Origin of the sequence: Aliiglaciecola sp. 3_MG-2023, assembly GCF_030548205.1 — a bacterium.
Lineage (GTDB): Bacteria > Pseudomonadota > Gammaproteobacteria > Enterobacterales > Alteromonadaceae > Aliiglaciecola.
In genome coordinates this window covers 174,775-190,757 of sequence record NZ_JAUORV010000010.1, presented here as the reverse complement: position 1 = coordinate 190,757, position 15,983 = coordinate 174,775, and the positions used below count along the sequence as shown (strand labels likewise).

14 protein-coding genes are annotated in these 15,983 nt (G+C 43.2%); 4 read left to right on the top strand and 10 right to left on the bottom strand.

The features are described 5' to 3' along the window. Nucleotides 1-614: 614 nt before the first annotated feature. Complete coding sequence (locus Q4574_RS13120; RefSeq protein ID WP_303474591.1) at nt 615-1,523, bottom strand: LysR family transcriptional regulator; 909 nt, start codon at nt 1,521-1,523, stop codon at nt 615-617. A 104-nt stretch (nt 1,524-1,627) separates the two neighbouring features. Between Q4574_RS13120 and Q4574_RS13115 the strand changes: the two genes are divergently transcribed. Continuing rightward, nucleotides 1,628-2,491: an SDR family oxidoreductase gene (locus Q4574_RS13115; RefSeq protein WP_303474590.1), complete on the top strand. Its 864-nt coding sequence runs from the start codon at nt 1,628-1,630 to the stop codon at nt 2,489-2,491. Nucleotides 2,492-3,140: 649 nt separating this feature from the next. Here Q4574_RS13115 and Q4574_RS13110 read toward each other — a convergent pair. The 9 genes from Q4574_RS13110 to Q4574_RS13070 all read right to left on the bottom strand — a co-directional run bounded on the left by Q4574_RS13110 (nt 3,141) and on the right by Q4574_RS13070 (nt 13,190). Next, the gene (locus Q4574_RS13110) at nt 3,141-3,725 is read right to left on the bottom strand and encodes a cytochrome c (protein WP_303474589.1); all 585 of its coding nucleotides are present in this window, start codon (nt 3,723-3,725) and stop codon (nt 3,141-3,143) included. A 21-nt stretch (nt 3,726-3,746) separates the two neighbouring features. Next, on the bottom strand, nt 3,747-4,196 hold the full coding sequence (locus Q4574_RS13105) for a cytochrome c (RefSeq protein ID WP_252729333.1): 450 nt from the start codon (nt 4,194-4,196) through the stop codon (nt 3,747-3,749). 6 nt (nt 4,197-4,202) lie between these two features. Beyond that, on the bottom strand, nt 4,203-4,715 hold the full coding sequence (locus tag Q4574_RS13100) for a methylamine dehydrogenase light chain (RefSeq protein ID WP_216049550.1): 513 nt from the start codon (nt 4,713-4,715) through the stop codon (nt 4,203-4,205). Between the two features lies 1 nt (nt 4,716). Beyond that, nucleotides 4,717-5,337, bottom strand: a complete 621-nt coding sequence (locus Q4574_RS13095) for a redoxin family protein (RefSeq protein WP_216049551.1) — start codon at nt 5,335-5,337, stop codon at nt 4,717-4,719. Continuing rightward, entirely contained in the window at nt 5,337-5,876 is a 540-nt protein-coding gene (locus Q4574_RS13090; RefSeq protein ID WP_303474588.1) for a MauE/DoxX family redox-associated membrane protein, read from the bottom strand. Before Q4574_RS13090 ends, Q4574_RS13095 begins: the two co-directional genes overlap by 1 nt. Then, nucleotides 5,876-7,138: an amine dehydrogenase large subunit gene (locus Q4574_RS13085; RefSeq protein ID WP_303474587.1), complete on the bottom strand. Its 1,263-nt coding sequence runs from the start codon at nt 7,136-7,138 to the stop codon at nt 5,876-5,878. The genes Q4574_RS13090 and Q4574_RS13085 overlap by 1 nt, the downstream gene beginning before the upstream one ends. 125 nt (nt 7,139-7,263) lie before the next feature. After that, nucleotides 7,264-9,555 carry a TonB-dependent receptor gene (locus Q4574_RS13080; protein ID WP_303474586.1) on the bottom strand — a complete coding sequence of 764 codons (2,292 nt, stop codon included), beginning with the start codon at nt 9,553-9,555 and terminating at the stop codon, nt 7,264-7,266. A gap of 640 nt (nt 9,556-10,195) precedes the next feature. Next, nucleotides 10,196-10,876, bottom strand: coding sequence for a Fe2+-dependent dioxygenase (locus tag Q4574_RS13075; protein ID WP_303474585.1), 681 nt, complete (start codon nt 10,874-10,876; stop codon nt 10,196-10,198). A 91-nt stretch (nt 10,877-10,967) separates the two neighbouring features. Beyond that, nucleotides 10,968-13,190 (bottom strand): TonB-dependent siderophore receptor, encoded by a 2,223-nt coding sequence (locus tag Q4574_RS13070; RefSeq protein ID WP_303474584.1) that lies wholly within the window; start codon nt 13,188-13,190, stop codon nt 10,968-10,970. A gap of 243 nt (nt 13,191-13,433) precedes the next feature. On the opposite strand from Q4574_RS13070, the gene Q4574_RS13065 reads away from it, so the two are divergent. The 3 genes from Q4574_RS13065 to Q4574_RS13055 are packed head-to-tail and all read left to right on the top strand — an operon-like array spanning nt 13,434 to nt 15,981. Next, on the top strand, nt 13,434-14,210 hold the full coding sequence (locus Q4574_RS13065; protein ID WP_303474583.1) for a DUF3450 family protein: 777 nt from the start codon (nt 13,434-13,436) through the stop codon (nt 14,208-14,210). Nucleotides 14,211-14,212: 2 nt separating this feature from the next. Further along, entirely contained in the window at nt 14,213-15,547 is a 1,335-nt protein-coding gene (locus tag Q4574_RS13060) for a MotA/TolQ/ExbB proton channel family protein (RefSeq protein ID WP_303474582.1), read from the top strand. Next, nucleotides 15,544-15,981 (top strand): MotA/TolQ/ExbB proton channel family protein, encoded by a 438-nt coding sequence (locus Q4574_RS13055; RefSeq protein ID WP_303474581.1) that lies wholly within the window; start codon nt 15,544-15,546, stop codon nt 15,979-15,981. Before Q4574_RS13060 ends, Q4574_RS13055 begins: the two co-directional genes overlap by 4 nt. Nucleotides 15,982-15,983: the final 2 nt, after the last annotated feature.

Genomic DNA, 15,983 nt, shown 5'->3' with positions numbered 1-15,983 from the left:
GGGGTTTTAGTGTCTATGGCCTAAAGACCATGCTACAGGTTGTTTTTTTGTGCCTGCGATTTGGGTTTTGATCCCGTCAATGAAGAGAGCCCATATTTGCAGGCGGGTGGTTTAGCCCCGTGATTGTGTTTAATGCCATGGCCTAAAGACCATGCTACAGGTTGTTTTTTTTGTGCCTGCGATTTGGGTTTTGATCCCGTCAATGAAGAACTCTTATTTGTAGGCGGGTGCTTCAGCCCCGCGGTGGTGGGGTTTTAGTGTCTATGGCCTAAAGACCATGCTACAGGTTGTTTTTTTGTGCCTGCGATTTGGGTTTTGATCCCGTTAATGAAGAGCGCCCATATTTGTAGGCGGTGGCTTTAGCCCCGCGGTGGTGGGTTTTTGTGTCCATGGCCTAAAGACCATGCTAAAGGTTGGTTTTTTTGTGCCTGCGATTTGGGTTTTGATCCCGTCAATGAAGAACTCTTATTTGTAGGCGGGTGCTTCAGCCCCGTGATTGTGTTTAATGCCATGGCCTAAAGACCATGCTACAGGTGAATGCACATCTTCGAATCTGGATGATACAAAACCTAATTTGAACTCAACGCGAAGTGCGTTTAATTAGGCAAAGGGTATTAATCTGGTGCATCACTAAATCGGCAGGTTTCAATTAGGTAATCGATAAGCGCGCGAGTTCGGCTGGGTACGTGTTTTCGAGAAGGGTATACCAAGGTGAAAAGCAGTACTTCGCTGCTTAACCTTGGAAAAATACGCACTAGCTCTCCGTTTTCCACTTCACTTTTTACCGTAGATGGCAGCAAAGTTGACACGCCTAAGCCTGTTTTTACCATTTCTTGTACAAGATGGGGGGAGTTACACAACTCAAAGTATTTAGGTGTTATTTCAACGGGCTTATTATCGAGCATTAAATATTGCATGGTGTGCATATTTAGTTGAGATAGCAAGATCCATCTGTGCTTATTCAGAGCGTCAATCGATTCAGGGAGTCCTTTTTGTTCGATATAACTAGGGCTTGCATAAATCGAAAACCGTTCCTGATATAACACGCGCCCCACCAGTGAATCGTCGCGGGGTAAACCAATGCGTAATCCCATGTCGATGTTATTGGCTATTAAATCTAATTTGTCGTCACTACTGACAATATTGAGGTCAATTTTCGGGTATCGCTTTTTAAATGCAGGTAGCAAAGGAAGTAAAAATTTGTGTGCAATGTCATTGGTTACTGTAATAGAAACTCGTCCTTGTGGAATGGTTTCAGATAGGCTTTCGTCAATGTCATTCAAGATATAATGACACTTTTTAGCATGTTCAAATACCCGTTTACCTTCGTCGGTTAACATTAACTGACGAGTAGTACGCTGCAGTAATCGAACCTGGAGGCTGGCTTCCAATGTAGCAACCTGCTCGCTTACACGGGAGCGGCTCGACTGAAGTCGCCTTGCTGCTTCTGCGAAACTACCACTTTCTACCACGCTGGCAAAAACGGCGAGACCTTTGAGGTGTGAAAAATCTATTGTACTCATTTTCGTGACGGTGCATTCTGAATTGACCTGCTTATCATAACAATAAAAGCTGGGATAATCTCCTTGTACTTAACCAAAGGTTTAAACAAGAAGAGGAATTAACCATGATTGCAGTAACAGGTGCCAACGGCCAACTAGGCCAAAAAGTTATAAATACTTTACTTAAAACGCAAACACCAGAGAATATTGTCGCGCTGGTTCGAAACCCAAACAATGCCATTGAATTGAAAGAAAAAGGGGTACAGGTGAGGAAGGCTGATTACAACCAAGCTGAGACACTTACTCCAGCATTGGCCGGTGTTGATAAGGTCTTACTTATTTCAGGCACAGAGTTTGGAAAGCGTTTCGAACAGCACAAAGCGGTCATTGATGCAGCCTTGTCAGCGAACGTATCGTTAATTGCTTACACCAGTATACTAAAATCAGATACTTCACCAATGTTGCTCAATCAAGAACATAAGCAAACAGAAGCCTATTTAAAAGCGAAAGAGGCTCCTTATGTATTACTACGCAATGGGTGGTATACAGAAAACTACACTGACAACCTAGCCGCAGTATTAAAAATGGGAGCAGTTGCAGGTGCAGCCAAGGAGGGTAAACTCAATACGGCTAGCCGTCAGGACTATGCAGAAGCCGCTGCCGCTGTGCTCATCGCTACTGATTCTCAAGTGGGAAAAACCTATGAATTGGCGGGCGATGACGGTTTCACCTTAAAAGAGTATGCCGAAGAAATTAGTACTGTTACCGGTACACAAATTGGTTTTGTCGACTTAGATCAGGACACTTTTAGAAGTGCACTTGTCGACGCCGGTTTACCAGAAGGCCTCGCCGCTGCGCTAGCTGATACTGAATATTATGCAGCTTCAGGATGGTTGCAAGACGACAGTAAAACATTGTCTGCTTTGATTGGTCGACCCACAACTAGCCTTAAAGCGTCCTTGATCTCAGCCTATGATAACGTGCGCTAAGGTTGGATTGTAGGCGGTGGCTTTAGCCCCGCGGTGGTAGGTTTTTTGTGTCTATGGCCTATGGCCTAAAGGCCATGCTACAGGGGCGTTGTAGGCGGTGGCTTTAGTCCCGCGGCGGTGGGTTTTTAGTGTCCATGGCCTATGGCCTAAAGGCCATGCTACAGGTGGATTGTAGGCGGTGGCTTCAGCCCCGCGGTGGTGGTTTTTTAGTGTCCATGGCCTATGGCCTAAAGACCATGCTACAGGTGGATTGTAGGCGGTGGCTTTAGTCCCGCGGCGGTGGTTTTTTAGTGTCCATGGCCTATGGCCTAAAGGCCATGCTACAGGTGGATTGTAGGCGAGTGCTTTAGCCCCGCGGTGGTAGGTTTTTTGTGTCCATGGCCTATGGCCTAAAGACCATGCTACAGGTGGATTGTAGGCGGTGGCTTTAGCCCCGCGGTGGTGGTTTTTTGTGTCTATGGCCTATGGCCATGCTACAGGGGCGTTGTAGGTGGGTGCTTCAGCCCCGCGGTGGTGGTTTTTGTGTCTATGGCCTAAAGACCATGCTACAGGGGTGTAGGCGGTGAGTTTTTAGTGTCCATGGCCTATGGCCTAAAGGCCATGCTACAGGGGGGATTGTTGGCGGTGGCTTTAGCCCCGCGATTTTAATTTATTGCACCGTACCTACTTGTTCATAATACTCGGCCACATCTTTCATTTGTTGTTCGGTTAACTCGCTAGCAATGACGTTCATGATGATTGAATGTCTTTTGTTGCTACTGAAGTCTTTAAGTTGTTGTAAAAGATAACCTTTATTTTGACCGGCTAAATTAGGCCAGGTATCGTTTATGGTTTGGCCGGTCATGCCGTGGCATGAAATGCAATTGGCACGAACATTTTGGCCGGCTTGATTAATTGATGAAGACGCTGCTTTTTCGAAGGGCAAGTCTGAATAATATTCTGCAATGTTGGCCAAGTCTTGCTCCGACATACTATCTAATAAGCCCGTCATTAACATATTTTCTCGGCTTCCATCTTTAAACGCTTTTAATTGTGCTAACAGGTAGCCTTGTTTTTGTCCGGCTAAACTGGGCCATTCGCTGACACTAGCAATGCCGTTTTCACCATGACAAGCAACACAGTTGGCGGTTAAGGTTTCGATATTATCGGCGGCAGAAGTTTGTGCAGTTAACAAACAAAAACTGACTAATAAAAATATATTAAGAGACACGTTTTTTAAGGAGATTTTCATCATTATTTTTTTCTCAAAAAGTGTTTAATTTATTGTGGTTGCTGATGTGCTGTTGGTTAAAATCTGGTTCAGCACCTTAGCTCTATGTTCAACAACTTCCATTAATGGTTCTTGTCGTAATGTTTCGACTTCTTGTTCGGTGTAGGGCACAAAGTCATCTGGAACACTGTCTTTTCCCATGACGGGTATCATCCAGTTCATCAACTCAGCAAGATCTTTGCTATTTAATGCACTGTTAGCCGCACCGGGCACTTTAATTAAGTATTCACGTCCAGCAGTGCTATTTAAAAACACGCCTACTGCACCCTGTAAATTCGGTACGTCCTTGCCGCCAGTGCCATCGCCTACATGGCAGCCCTGGCATAACATTTGGTAGTTAAACAATGCTCTAGCTTCATTAATGGCTTCTTCGGCATTGCAACTAAAGCCAAATAAACAACATAACCACAGCAGACGACTAAGATGTTTTTTCATCTACATTTACTTATCAAACGCGATACCAACCACGATTGCGGTTGAACAGTGATACACAGAACTGCTAGCACCTAAACACCAGTTCACGTCGTTAGATTTGTCTGAACGATATAATGGGCGGTCACCTTCGTCTCGTTGACATAAGCAGGTATTGCACTGAGTTTTGCCACAGCAATCGTTGTAAGAAATAACGTAATTACGGCCATCCACTGGGTTAGTACAAGTACCAATCCAGGTAATAGGTGACATTTCAGTACCCGGAGGGCAAGAATTAGTTGAGCCACCACAACATTCACACAAAAATCCGTCTACTGCACAGTAGCGCCAATAGTCACAACTTCCTGGATCACCGACTTCTTGCGGTAGTCCTTTGGGTTCGGCTGCTCTGGCAACGGGAAGCAATGGAATCGCACTTGCGCCTACTAAAGTAGCGCCAAGCTTCTTAAGCAATCCTCGTCTTCCGTTGGTTTGTGCTAACTCACGAGCCTTTTTTTCAAACATTCGGTCTAAAAATTTCATTTTATTTAACCTCCACGAACTGTTCTTCGGCTTGTTGGCCTTGCATGAAATCTTGGATTGACGCTATTTTTCGCTCTTTAGCTTCAAATAAGCTATCTAAATGCTCTCTGGAATTGATGATCCCCATAGATGCAACATTGCCTAATTCATCGATAACCACCGCATAGGGTAGTTTAGCTACACCGTATGATTTCCCTAACAACTCAGACACTATGTAGGGGTAATTAGAAAGTCCATATTGCTTCACAAAACCGGCGTGATCTTGTGTTTTTCCGTCACTCGCTAGGATTAAATCAATCCAGGCACTTTCAGATTTAGCGGCAGATTTCAGTGCGGGTAATAAGCTCTTACATACAGGACAATCGGGTGAAACGAAGAAGACTAATTGAGATTTGTTAGTCTTCGATTTTCCGCCCACATCTACCAAGGTAGAGGCTAATGTCTGAAGACTTAAATTAGGTGCAGGTTCTCCCACTTTTAAAGTCTGATTCATGGCTAAAGCACCTGCAGGAGCAACTCGCTCAAACAGCACACCTACTTGGCGAGTTAATGCGAATATTACAATCGATTGTAGAATAACAATTATCCACAACACGCTATTTGAAACAGTAATAAAGTCCATTAGTTGGTCCTCAGTATGGAGATTTTTTGTGCGTTAGCGATTAAATTTTCAATGCAAGAATAAGTTAAAATCAGAAAAGCCCCTGTCATGAGTACGGCGAACCACAGGGAGGATGCAAAACCGGCAGAAGGCATTGTGCAGGTTAATACCAACGGCACTAATAGCGCATTTCTTATTATCAAAGACCAACTGACTTTTATGTGAGAATTCGGGCCACTGCATCCACAACTGATATCTCGTTTACCTTGAATTAGCTGAATAGTCATGCCAATAAGGTAAGCACTTAACAGTAAGGCTGCAACAATTGAGGCACTAGTGCGGCTCCCATCAAAGATTAGAGCCACTGCAATAACTAATTCTAACGAGCCCAGAGTGTAACGTAATGCAGATGCTAACTTTGTTTGAGTAACACCATAATCGGCAAAGGTCTGTTGGTAATATTCGGCATTATCGGTTTGTAATTTATGTCTGGCGGCACGTATAAACAGCCACATAAAGAACAATGCAATAGCATCGGATAAAAAGTTTAACAGGTTCATTAGTAGGCCTTATGAATGACAAGTGGGGTGATGTTGCCAAAGTCACTTATGGTTTTAATAAGCTTACCCGTTCTTGGGTTAATAATGTCTAGATTCATTTCACCGTTAGAGACCACCAACATAGGTTCTTTACTGCGAGTCGCAGCGACGGATACCGCCCAGTTTGGTGCGTCGATTGTGGCAATGCGAGATTGGGTTTTAACGTCAAATACCCATATTTGCTCGCCGCCGTGAGTTTGGGATCCATCAAAACCGTTTGGATTCATTATCACATACATTAAACCTTGCTCATCAGTGTCGACTAGCGCCAATCCGCCAGGTCTCCATCCAGCTGCTTTTTCTTGCTCAGTAACAAGGCTCCATTTTCCTTGGTATGTTGCTATCTCAGAAGATAAATCGATAGCATGTACATCCCCTTCAAAACTTGGGAAATAGGCAATGTTATCTATATGAGCAGGACGTTCAAAAATCGGTGTTTTATCAGTATCAAAAAATGGTGCTACGCGCTGTTGCGAAGCTTTGATGCCATTTTCATCTAGCACTGTGGTCAGCAAACTGCCATTACTACACAGTGATGTCACACTATATTTGCCTGTGGGGAAGGGTAGAACACAACCAGGTGTGCCAACTGTATCAACCACTTCATGGGTGTCTAGATTAACCACTGTGAAAGAGGCTGCAGGGCTAAAATTAGCGATATAGAGAAATTTCTCGTCAGCTGACAATGTGACAGCATCTCGTCTTGGCAGAGACTGCAGTCGAGTATGTTCTAAAGTGATTTCTTTGATAGGTGCTAAGGTCACTTTATCGTAGATGGCCAACACATCTATTTTGGGGCCTCGACTACCGCGACTGTGGAATGATTCAACAATATAGAATTCAGGTCGTGTTTTTGCCGCAGCAAAATTACCGAGCAAATTCTTATCCGCAGTACCTTTTATTCGTTTGGATTGTTTCGGCTCGTTTATGTCTAAAATGATGACTTTTCCGCCGAACATACTGGTAAAGCTTGCTTCATCCACGAACATCCAGCTTTCGGGATATTGAGCGGGTAAAACTTCTACATTACCGGTTTTTTCAATTGGTAAGGGAGGTAAGCTGGGATCTATCTGTGTGCTAATAGCAGCATTTTCTTGGTGTGTATTTGACCCTTGAGCTGGCGCTTCTTGTGTTATTTCTGGACTTGTTGAACAGCCAGCCACAAGTACTGAAATTATGACGCTAGTGAGTAGTTTTGTAGGGGGCTTGATTTTCATAAACATATCGTTTTAATCCTAACCGCAGCAATGTTTGACTATTTACAATTTAACGGATGACCCCATTTTGCGTGAACGCTAATAAGGAACATCCGTCACTATGGTTTGTTACATCTACTTTTGGTGTCGTTTTAGTAGTAGTTGTATTGAATGTTAACACCTACCCATCTTGGTCTTGCGTAGAATTCTTGGATAAAACCGGCGCTTTGGGTGAAGTCAAAACTATACACTCTATATTCTTCGTCTGTGATATTTTTCACAAAAGCAGACACTTTCCAGTTATCATTTAGTTGATAGCCAACACGTGCATTGAATACGGTGTAAGAGTCCTCATTTGATATTTCACTATTGGTGATGTCGAAGAATTGTTCACCTTGATGATTGAAATCCAATTGCGCAGAAATCTCGTCTGTTGCTTGGTACCTAACGATACCATTCACAGTATATTTCGGTGCAAGTACCATTTCGCGATCTTCTACCGTTCCAACGCCGCGCACAACCACACTTTCAATTTCGGTATCGAGTAAACTAGCTCCTAGTTTAATATCCCAGTTGTCGCCTGGCACCCAAGTAACTTCAACATCAAGGCCCTGCAAAGTTGCATCAGAATTATTGATAAATTGACTTAATCCAGCAAATGTTAGAGCTTGATAATTCTTATAATCATAATAGAAAACACTGCTGTTTATTCTCACATCACCACTGGCTAAGGTGGTTTTTATGCCAGCTTCGTAGCTTGTCAGTTCTTCTGAGTCAAACGCTACGTCTTCTTCTGTTACGCCGTCGGTGAAGTCAAGAAATCCACCGTTGAAACCGCCACTTTTAAAACCATTGGCAATATTGAAGAATACCAAAGTATCTTTGCTTACTTTGTAATCAAGTCCAATTTGCCCTGAAATGTTATCATCATCAATGGTTGTCAGGCCTGCTGCAGCTGGATTTTGATCAGTAAAGTTAAAATAGTAGTCGGTTCCAGGATAGCTTGTGTCACCCACTAAACCACACACATCTCCGGCCGGTATAAGACATGAGTTCACCACGGCATCAGGATTTGACGTTGCCAGGTTTTGATAGTCCATGCTGCGTTCTTCAGACGTGTAACGTAGGCCAAGGGTCAAGGTTAGTTTATCGGTTAGCGGTTTCTCTATTTGACCGAATAAACCGTAGGACTCTGTGTCTTGATCATAGTCGATATCGTAGCTCACGAACGGCACTAAATCTGGACCAAATGTGCCTTCCGGTGCGCCAGTAATGGCATCAATAAGAGGGCCAGGGTAGTTGATATCTAAATTCAAAGCGCCGTTAACTTCATTTTCAAAATAATACGCCCCTACTATCCAGTCAAATGACTCGGCTGAACCACTTAATCTAAACTCTTGGCTGAACTGTTCGTTTTTTGAAGCAAATTGGGGGATCAATCCACTGTAAGGCCCTACATCCGTATCTTCCTGATGGAGCTTTTCAACGTTTTCAATGGCGGTGATTGAGGTGAAGGTATAATCAGCATTATCCCAGTTTAATTTTAAAGAAAGGCCATCGGAATCTATATCTAATACGCCTTGTCGGTTATATTCACCTGCGTATTTATCGCCATCTGTATCTGCGTAACCATAAAAATCAGAGGTAGAATTTCCAGCACCGTCATCCGTTGCTAAATGTTGGTATTGAGGCGCGTTGGTATTGGATTTACCGCCATGCACATTCAACAGCGCTGAAAAGTCATCAGTGATATCAAAGTTGACTTGCAAGCGATAAGCTCGACTATCCGCTTCATTGGCATCTTTTCCAATTCTATTTTCCACGTAACCGTCGTGATTGTTTGTTGCAATGGCAAGTCGTGCTTGTATTGAGTCTGTTAAACTGCCACCAACAGCTGCTTCAGTTTTAATTTGATTGTATTCTGCTACGGTTAAATCGAACAAAACTTCGGTATCTTCAGTGGGGGCATTGGAAATAAAGTGGACTAATCCGCCTGTGGCATTTCTGCCATACAATGTACCTTGCGGGCCTCTTAATACTTCAACACGTTCTAAGTCGAATAATTGAAAGGTCAAACCTGGCATGGCTGATTGGTATACTTCATCACGGTACACCGCTATAGGGCCTTCGTTGTTGTCATTGAAATCGTTAAGTCCCACACCGCGTAAAGAAATAGACGGATTATTACCTTCACCCACAGGTGTACCTATATTTAATCCCGGGGTTTGCGCTGAAATATCAACGCTGTCGGTCATATTGAGTTCGCGTAATGCATCACCTGAAAAAGCGGTGACAGAGACACTAACGTCTTGCAAGTCCTGGGATTTTTTCTTTGCCGTCACTTGAATTTTTTCAAAAACACCACTTTCTTGCGCAATGGCGGTGGACGTAATTCCTAGACTTAGAGTTGCAGCAACAGCGAGGGCGATTTTGTGGTGTCTCATGTTGTAATACCTTCCTAATTATTAGAGTTTTTATGTGTGAACGGTAAATGCCCAGTACTGGGTGTGTTAACAAATGTGTGTGTTTTAAAACTAGATAAAATACGTTATTTATTACTTGAATACTCACGTATAAGATTATTTTATACACAATAGCTATGGCGTTGTCAAAATAAAAGCTGATATAGAATGGAGCATAAAATTAGCAATTCAGAAAAAATTTGATTAAGAATTGCAAAAAAAATAATGCATTAATAATTCATGGCCTAAAGGCCATGCTACAGGGGCGATTGTAGGCGGGTGCTTTAGCCCCGCGATGGTGGTTTTTGTGTCTATGGCCTAAAGGCCATGCTACAGGGGCGATTGTAGGCGGGTGCTTTAGCCCCGCGATGATGGTTTTTTGTGTCTATGGCCTAAAGACCATGCTACAGGGGTGATTGTAGGCGGGTGCTTTAGCCCCGCGATGGTGGTTTTTTGTGTCTATGGCCTAAAGACCATGCTTCAGGGGTGATTGTAGGCGGGTGCTTTAGCCCCGCGGTGGTGGCTTTTTGTGTCTATGGCCTAAAGACCATGCTACAGAGGGATTGTAGGCGGGTGCTTTAGCCCCGCGCGGACGATTTGATACCCATGGCTGATGGGAATTTTATGTTTGGGCCCACTGCCTAAGCAAGTTGTGATAAACCCCTGTGAGCTGGACTATTTCCGGGCTGTCATCGAGTTTATTGCGTAAAGCTTGGATTGCCATGTCCATATCGAACAAAATGCTGCGTTTTTCATCGCTGGAGACCATGCTTTGTAGCCAGAAAAATGAGGCTAAACGTCGTCCTTTGGTTACCGGAGTAACGCGATGTAAGCTGGTGGAAGGGTAGAGCACCATATCACCTGCCGCGAGTTTAATTCGCTGGGAGCCAAAAGTGTCTTCCATAACCAGTTCTCCGCCTTCATATTCATCAGGCTCAGATAAAAATATGGTCATGGAAAGGTCGGTTCTTACTTTTACCGGCGTGCCGGGCACTTGGCGAATTGCGTTGTCGACATGAGTACCAAAGGATTGACCTCCTTGGTAACAGTTAAACAATGGCGGGAAAATTTTATTCGGTAATGCCGCTGACATAAACAAGTTATTTTGTGCTAGTGCCGCTAAAATAACATCACCTAATTCGCGAGCAACCTGAGAATCACCCGGTAATTGTAGGTTATTTTTGGTTTTCGCACTTTGGTAACCCGCAGTGATATTGCCATCTGACCACTGGGCTTCTAGAAGCGCTTTTCTTGCGGTTTCAACCTGTTGTTTGCTTAAAACAGCGGGTATTTTTAATAACATCTAGGCTTTCCTAAAATTGCAAAACCGACTCTTACAAGTCGGTTCTAGTTTAACTCTATTTGGTTATTTTAATTCGCTATAAAGTAGACGATTAAAATTGATAGTTTGCAGTCACACTTAAATATCGTCCTTCTCCAGGAATGTAATGACCGCCGGCTAATTGATCAACATAGTCTTCATCTGTCAGGTTACTACCATTCAACTGGAGGCTTAATTTTTCAGTAGCTTGGTACGATACCATCATATCCCAGATCAAGTAACTGTCAGCAGCTTCACGACTTTCAGGTGTACTGCTGTTGTATCGCTTACCCATATATTGCGCCCCTAGACCAAAAGCTAAGGCATCTGAATAATCGTAGCGACCCCATAGGCTATATGAGTTTCGAGGAGTGCGGGGTAATTCATAGCCGATTTGTGATTCATCATCACCTTCAGCATTAACTACTTCACTATCTTGATATGTATAGGCTACGATAATTGATAATTCGTCGGTTAGGTTGCCTGCCAGCCCCAGTTCAATACCATCAACTCGTTGTTTACCATTTAGAGTATCATAGCCACTTTCATCTCCCTCGAAGAAAGGGTCATCGGTAAGTGCATTGGTTTTTTCGCTTCTAAAAATAGCGGCATTACCAAATAATTTACCGTCATACATCTCCCACTTATAGCCTAGTTCATAGCTGAGGGTTTCTTCTGGATCTAGGTCATTCTGATTGCTGTTACTTCTAGTGGATGCGGTTAAATCTTCAGCGGATGGACTAAATGAGTTGCCTGCGCTTAAATATATACTACTGCTTGCATCCGGTTTATAAACGACGCCAGCGTTCCAACTTAATTCGTCATTTTTCGCATTCAATTTAACACTTGGGTCATCACCATCTAGGTCATAGTAATACTCAGTTTCAAAGCTATCCCAACGAAGACCAAGGGTTAGTTGCCACTGTGGATCTAAGGTGATGGTATCAAATACATAAATAGCCTTGGTGTCACCAGTGGCTTCGTTACTTTTATCGGTACGGGCATATTGTCCGGTAAACTCTACCGCGGCATCTGGGTTGTATAAATCGACCAATTCAGGGGTATCATTGAGGTTATCAGGCACAATGGCTTCAAAATTCCAACGCTCAAATTTTTCTTGGCTTATTTCTATGCCAGTCGCAATATCATGTTTAATATTGCCTAATTGGTAACTGCCGATTAGGTCACCTTGAAAAACGGTCATCGAATCTTTGGTGTCGCGGGTTTTTTCATCACTCAGGCGCACATCCGTGCTGGTGGTTAAACTGATAAACCTAGGAGCGGTCACAACAGATTGACGTTCGATAGAGCCGGTTCTAACTAAAGCCCGTAAAGTCGTGGAACTATCTACATCATACTCGTATTTAGCGGTTAATGACTGACCCTTAATGTCCTCGAAGTCACGATAAATATTACCGTAGAAATTATCGAAATCGGCGTTTGAAGGGCCACCTTCGTAGTCAGCTAATTCGGCAACGGGATCGGATGTGGCACTGTTAGATACCCAAGGCATGCCATAGTCGGGAAGGTTATCTTGTTTTTGATAGTCGCCATTCACGCTGAAACGAGAATTTGTGCCTAAACCGGTAGCAAATGACATAGCAATGGCATTATTGCTGTTGTTAACATAGTTTCGACCTGCTACATCTCCATCGTCTAATAATGCGTTGATACGCAAAGCTGAAGTGTCACCAAGGGTCAAGTTAGCGTCAACTTGTGCTCGGTAATCATTTTCGGTGCCTAATCTGAGACTAACATCAGCAAATTCATCAAGAGTGGCGGTTTTCGTTTGCAGGTTTATTGCCCCACCTGCAGCGCCACGGCCATAAATAGCGGCACCTGGGCCTTTCGCTACTTCAACAGCTTCAATATTATAAATATCCCGTGAATAGCCGGCGATATCACGAACGCCATCAATTAAAATATTATTTGCCGCGTTGAAACCACGAATAGACATGCTATCCCCAGTGGGTGTGCCACCTTCACCAGCGGCCATGGAAATGCCCGGTACATTGCGCAAGGCAGAACGCAAGCTATCAACGTTGCGATCTTTCATGACAGACTGAGGAATAACAGTAATTGACTTAGCTGTATCCAACAGCGGCTGCGTGTACTTTACAGAAGTAGAGCTCTCTACTTTATAATTTTCTTCAGATTGTGCCGTTGCCTGTGAAATCGCTAGTTCCTGCACCTCTTGAGCGTGGGCAACTCCCATTGGTAATAAAGCGCTCAAAGCCAAAGTAATCGCATTGCGGGCGAATTTATCTTTTACCGCTGCGTGTTGTACTGCAGTCATTTATGTTCTCCATTGTTAATTATGTGTGGTTTGTTTTTTTGTGTTGAGTAGATAACTCAAGGTGGAGTAAGCTTATTTTATGATAAATCTAAATGCAAGTAATTATCATTCGCATGGTTATTTACACTTGTGTTCGTTTCTGTCAGAATGAGGATATCGGTGATAAATCAATCTTTTATTTTGATGTCGACACGATGAGGCACGGGCTTCGGTAGGAAATAAAAGTGAAGAGCGACGGTAATCATGAGATTTAAATTAAATAAGCTGGTAGATCATAGAATACCAGTGGTAGTTGGCTGTTTATTGTCTAGTCATTTGTATGGGCAAGAAATTAGTAAAGTTGAAACTATGGTGAATCAATGGTTAGGAATTGAACGCCAAATAAATGCTCTGGAATCGGAGTGGCAACAACAGCAACCTTTGTTAACCCAGAGAATGCGATTGCTTGAGCTGGAAAAAGAGCAGCTTTTAACCATGCTATCGGAGAAAAAAGGGGATTCTTCTCAAGTTGAAAAGCAGCGCTTGGCATTAGCTGAAGAGCAGACGAGGTTAGAACAAGAGCAAGGGATATTGGAACAACAAATTGGTTTGTTAACCAATCAACTAAATGGCTTAGATGAAACTTTACCGCCACCGGTGAAGCAAGCTTGGCAACAGGATATTGGTGAGTTGGATAGTGCTGCAGAATCTTCCATTCAATTGCAGGGGAACCTGGCACGACTATCGAAATTAGCTGAATTTGACCAGCGAATTTCTGTTGTTCAAATGCCCATAGCTAATAATGAAAACGACCAGATACTTGTTAAGCAACTTTACCTTGGGGCTTCAAGCGCATGGTTTGTTAGCTTAGATGGCAGTTTTAGTGGAACGGGGCGAGTGACACAAAGCGGTTGGCAGTGGCAATTCGATGACAATATAGACAGCAATGCTATCAGTCAGGCAATTGCTATATTCGAGAAACAGAGTGAAGCTGATTTTGTCAGTTTACCGTTTTCTATTTCCAGCCTAAAAGAGCAGTAACCATGTCATTTACTCATTATTTTCGTTCCTTAATTATCACACTAAGTGTATTGATCTTATTAGGACTACAAAACATCGTTCTAGCAAATGAGGCTGTCGATAAGGGGTTAGTAACTAAGTTAAGTGACGCCCAGAATCGATTGAACTCCAGTCAGAAAAAAATTGCTTCCCAGAAGCGTAATTTACTCGAAAAGTTAAATAAACTTGAAGAAGAAGTGCAAAATCTACAGCAGAAAACCGCTGCGGCTAGACGGCTGAGTGATGAAAAAACATTGAGTTTGAATCAGCTTGAATCACGTATTAAAGATTGGCGAGAACAACAACGATATCAACAAAACCTATTAAATCGTTTTTTACACCAGCAACAACTGCATAATCAACCTGCTGGATTAGCTACTGCAGAGAAAATGCAGTTGATACAAAACTTCAGTCAAGAATTGCAAGCTAAACTGTCACCCAAATGGCAACCTCAATCCATTGTGATGAGTAATGGAAAAGTTGAGCAGTTACCCACTTTATCACTAGGTCCTCTAAATTGGTTTTGGCATGAGGAGTTGCAACAAGCAGGGTTAGCGTCTCGAGAAAATGGCCAATTGCATGCAACCTTATTACTCGATGGTAGCGCCAGTTCTGGCCTAAAGGATATTCAAACTGAAGGGCGCGGAGAGCTGTTTTTTGATCCAACCGTGAATCGTGCGGTTGCCCGTGAGCAACATCAACAGACTGCCTGGCAACATGTTGTAAAAGGTGGCGTGTGGGTTATCCCTATTCTTACCTTTGCCGTTTTGGCCTTAGTTATCGCAATCTATAAATCGGTTCAATTAGCGCGCTTACCTAAGTTGCAGCGTTTTACCCCGGCCTACCTACAAAGCCAATTATCCACTCCAAGTGACAAAGTAGTTGCCACTATTAAAGGTCAACAAAAGGTGATGTTTGATATCGCGTTACAAGCTAAAAATGACAGAGTGCGGGATGACCAATTGTTTGTGCAGTTACAGCAAGATAAATACTGGTTAGAACGTTGGTTGTTAGTGATTGGTATTACCGCATCTGTTGCGCCTTTATTAGGACTCTTGGGTACGGTGAGTGGCATGATTGAAACATTTAAAATGATGACCTTATTTGGCAGTGGTGATCCTGAAGTGGTGTCTGGGGGCATTGCTCAAGCCTTGATCACTACCGAACTTGGACTGGTAGTTGCCATTCCGGCTTTGATTTTAAATGCTATTTTATCAAAGCGGGCTAAATCTTATTATCATGAGCTTGAAAACTTTGCGGTATTACTCAGTCAGCCGGCAGATGAGCCGCTGAGCGAACTGAAACAGGAGGCGGCATGATCTCACAGATAAGTCACAGCTGGGTGTGCTGGGCGATACTGTTGCTGGCGATATATTGTTATCAAGAATTGTGGCAACAGTATTTATTTAGTAGAAGCAACGGCCGCAGCTCAAACAAAGCTGTTGCTGATACTCGCTTGGATAAAAATGACAATGGCAGCACACAAAATAACCTGAGCAGTGAATTTACAGCCGTGTTAATTGGTGCATTACCCTTAATGGGATTGTTAGGAACCATTATGGGATTACTAGAGTGTTTCGCTGGTATCGCTTCAGATGGGGCAAGCAGTACGCTATTGAGCGATGGTATTGGCAAAGCATTGTTAACCACTCAGTTAGGGTTAGTCTGTGCAATTCCCGCTTGGATCTTACAAGGTAACGTTCGTAATCGAATAGCAAGACAGCAAGCTTATGTTTCTGTTAGGAGTGAATAAGC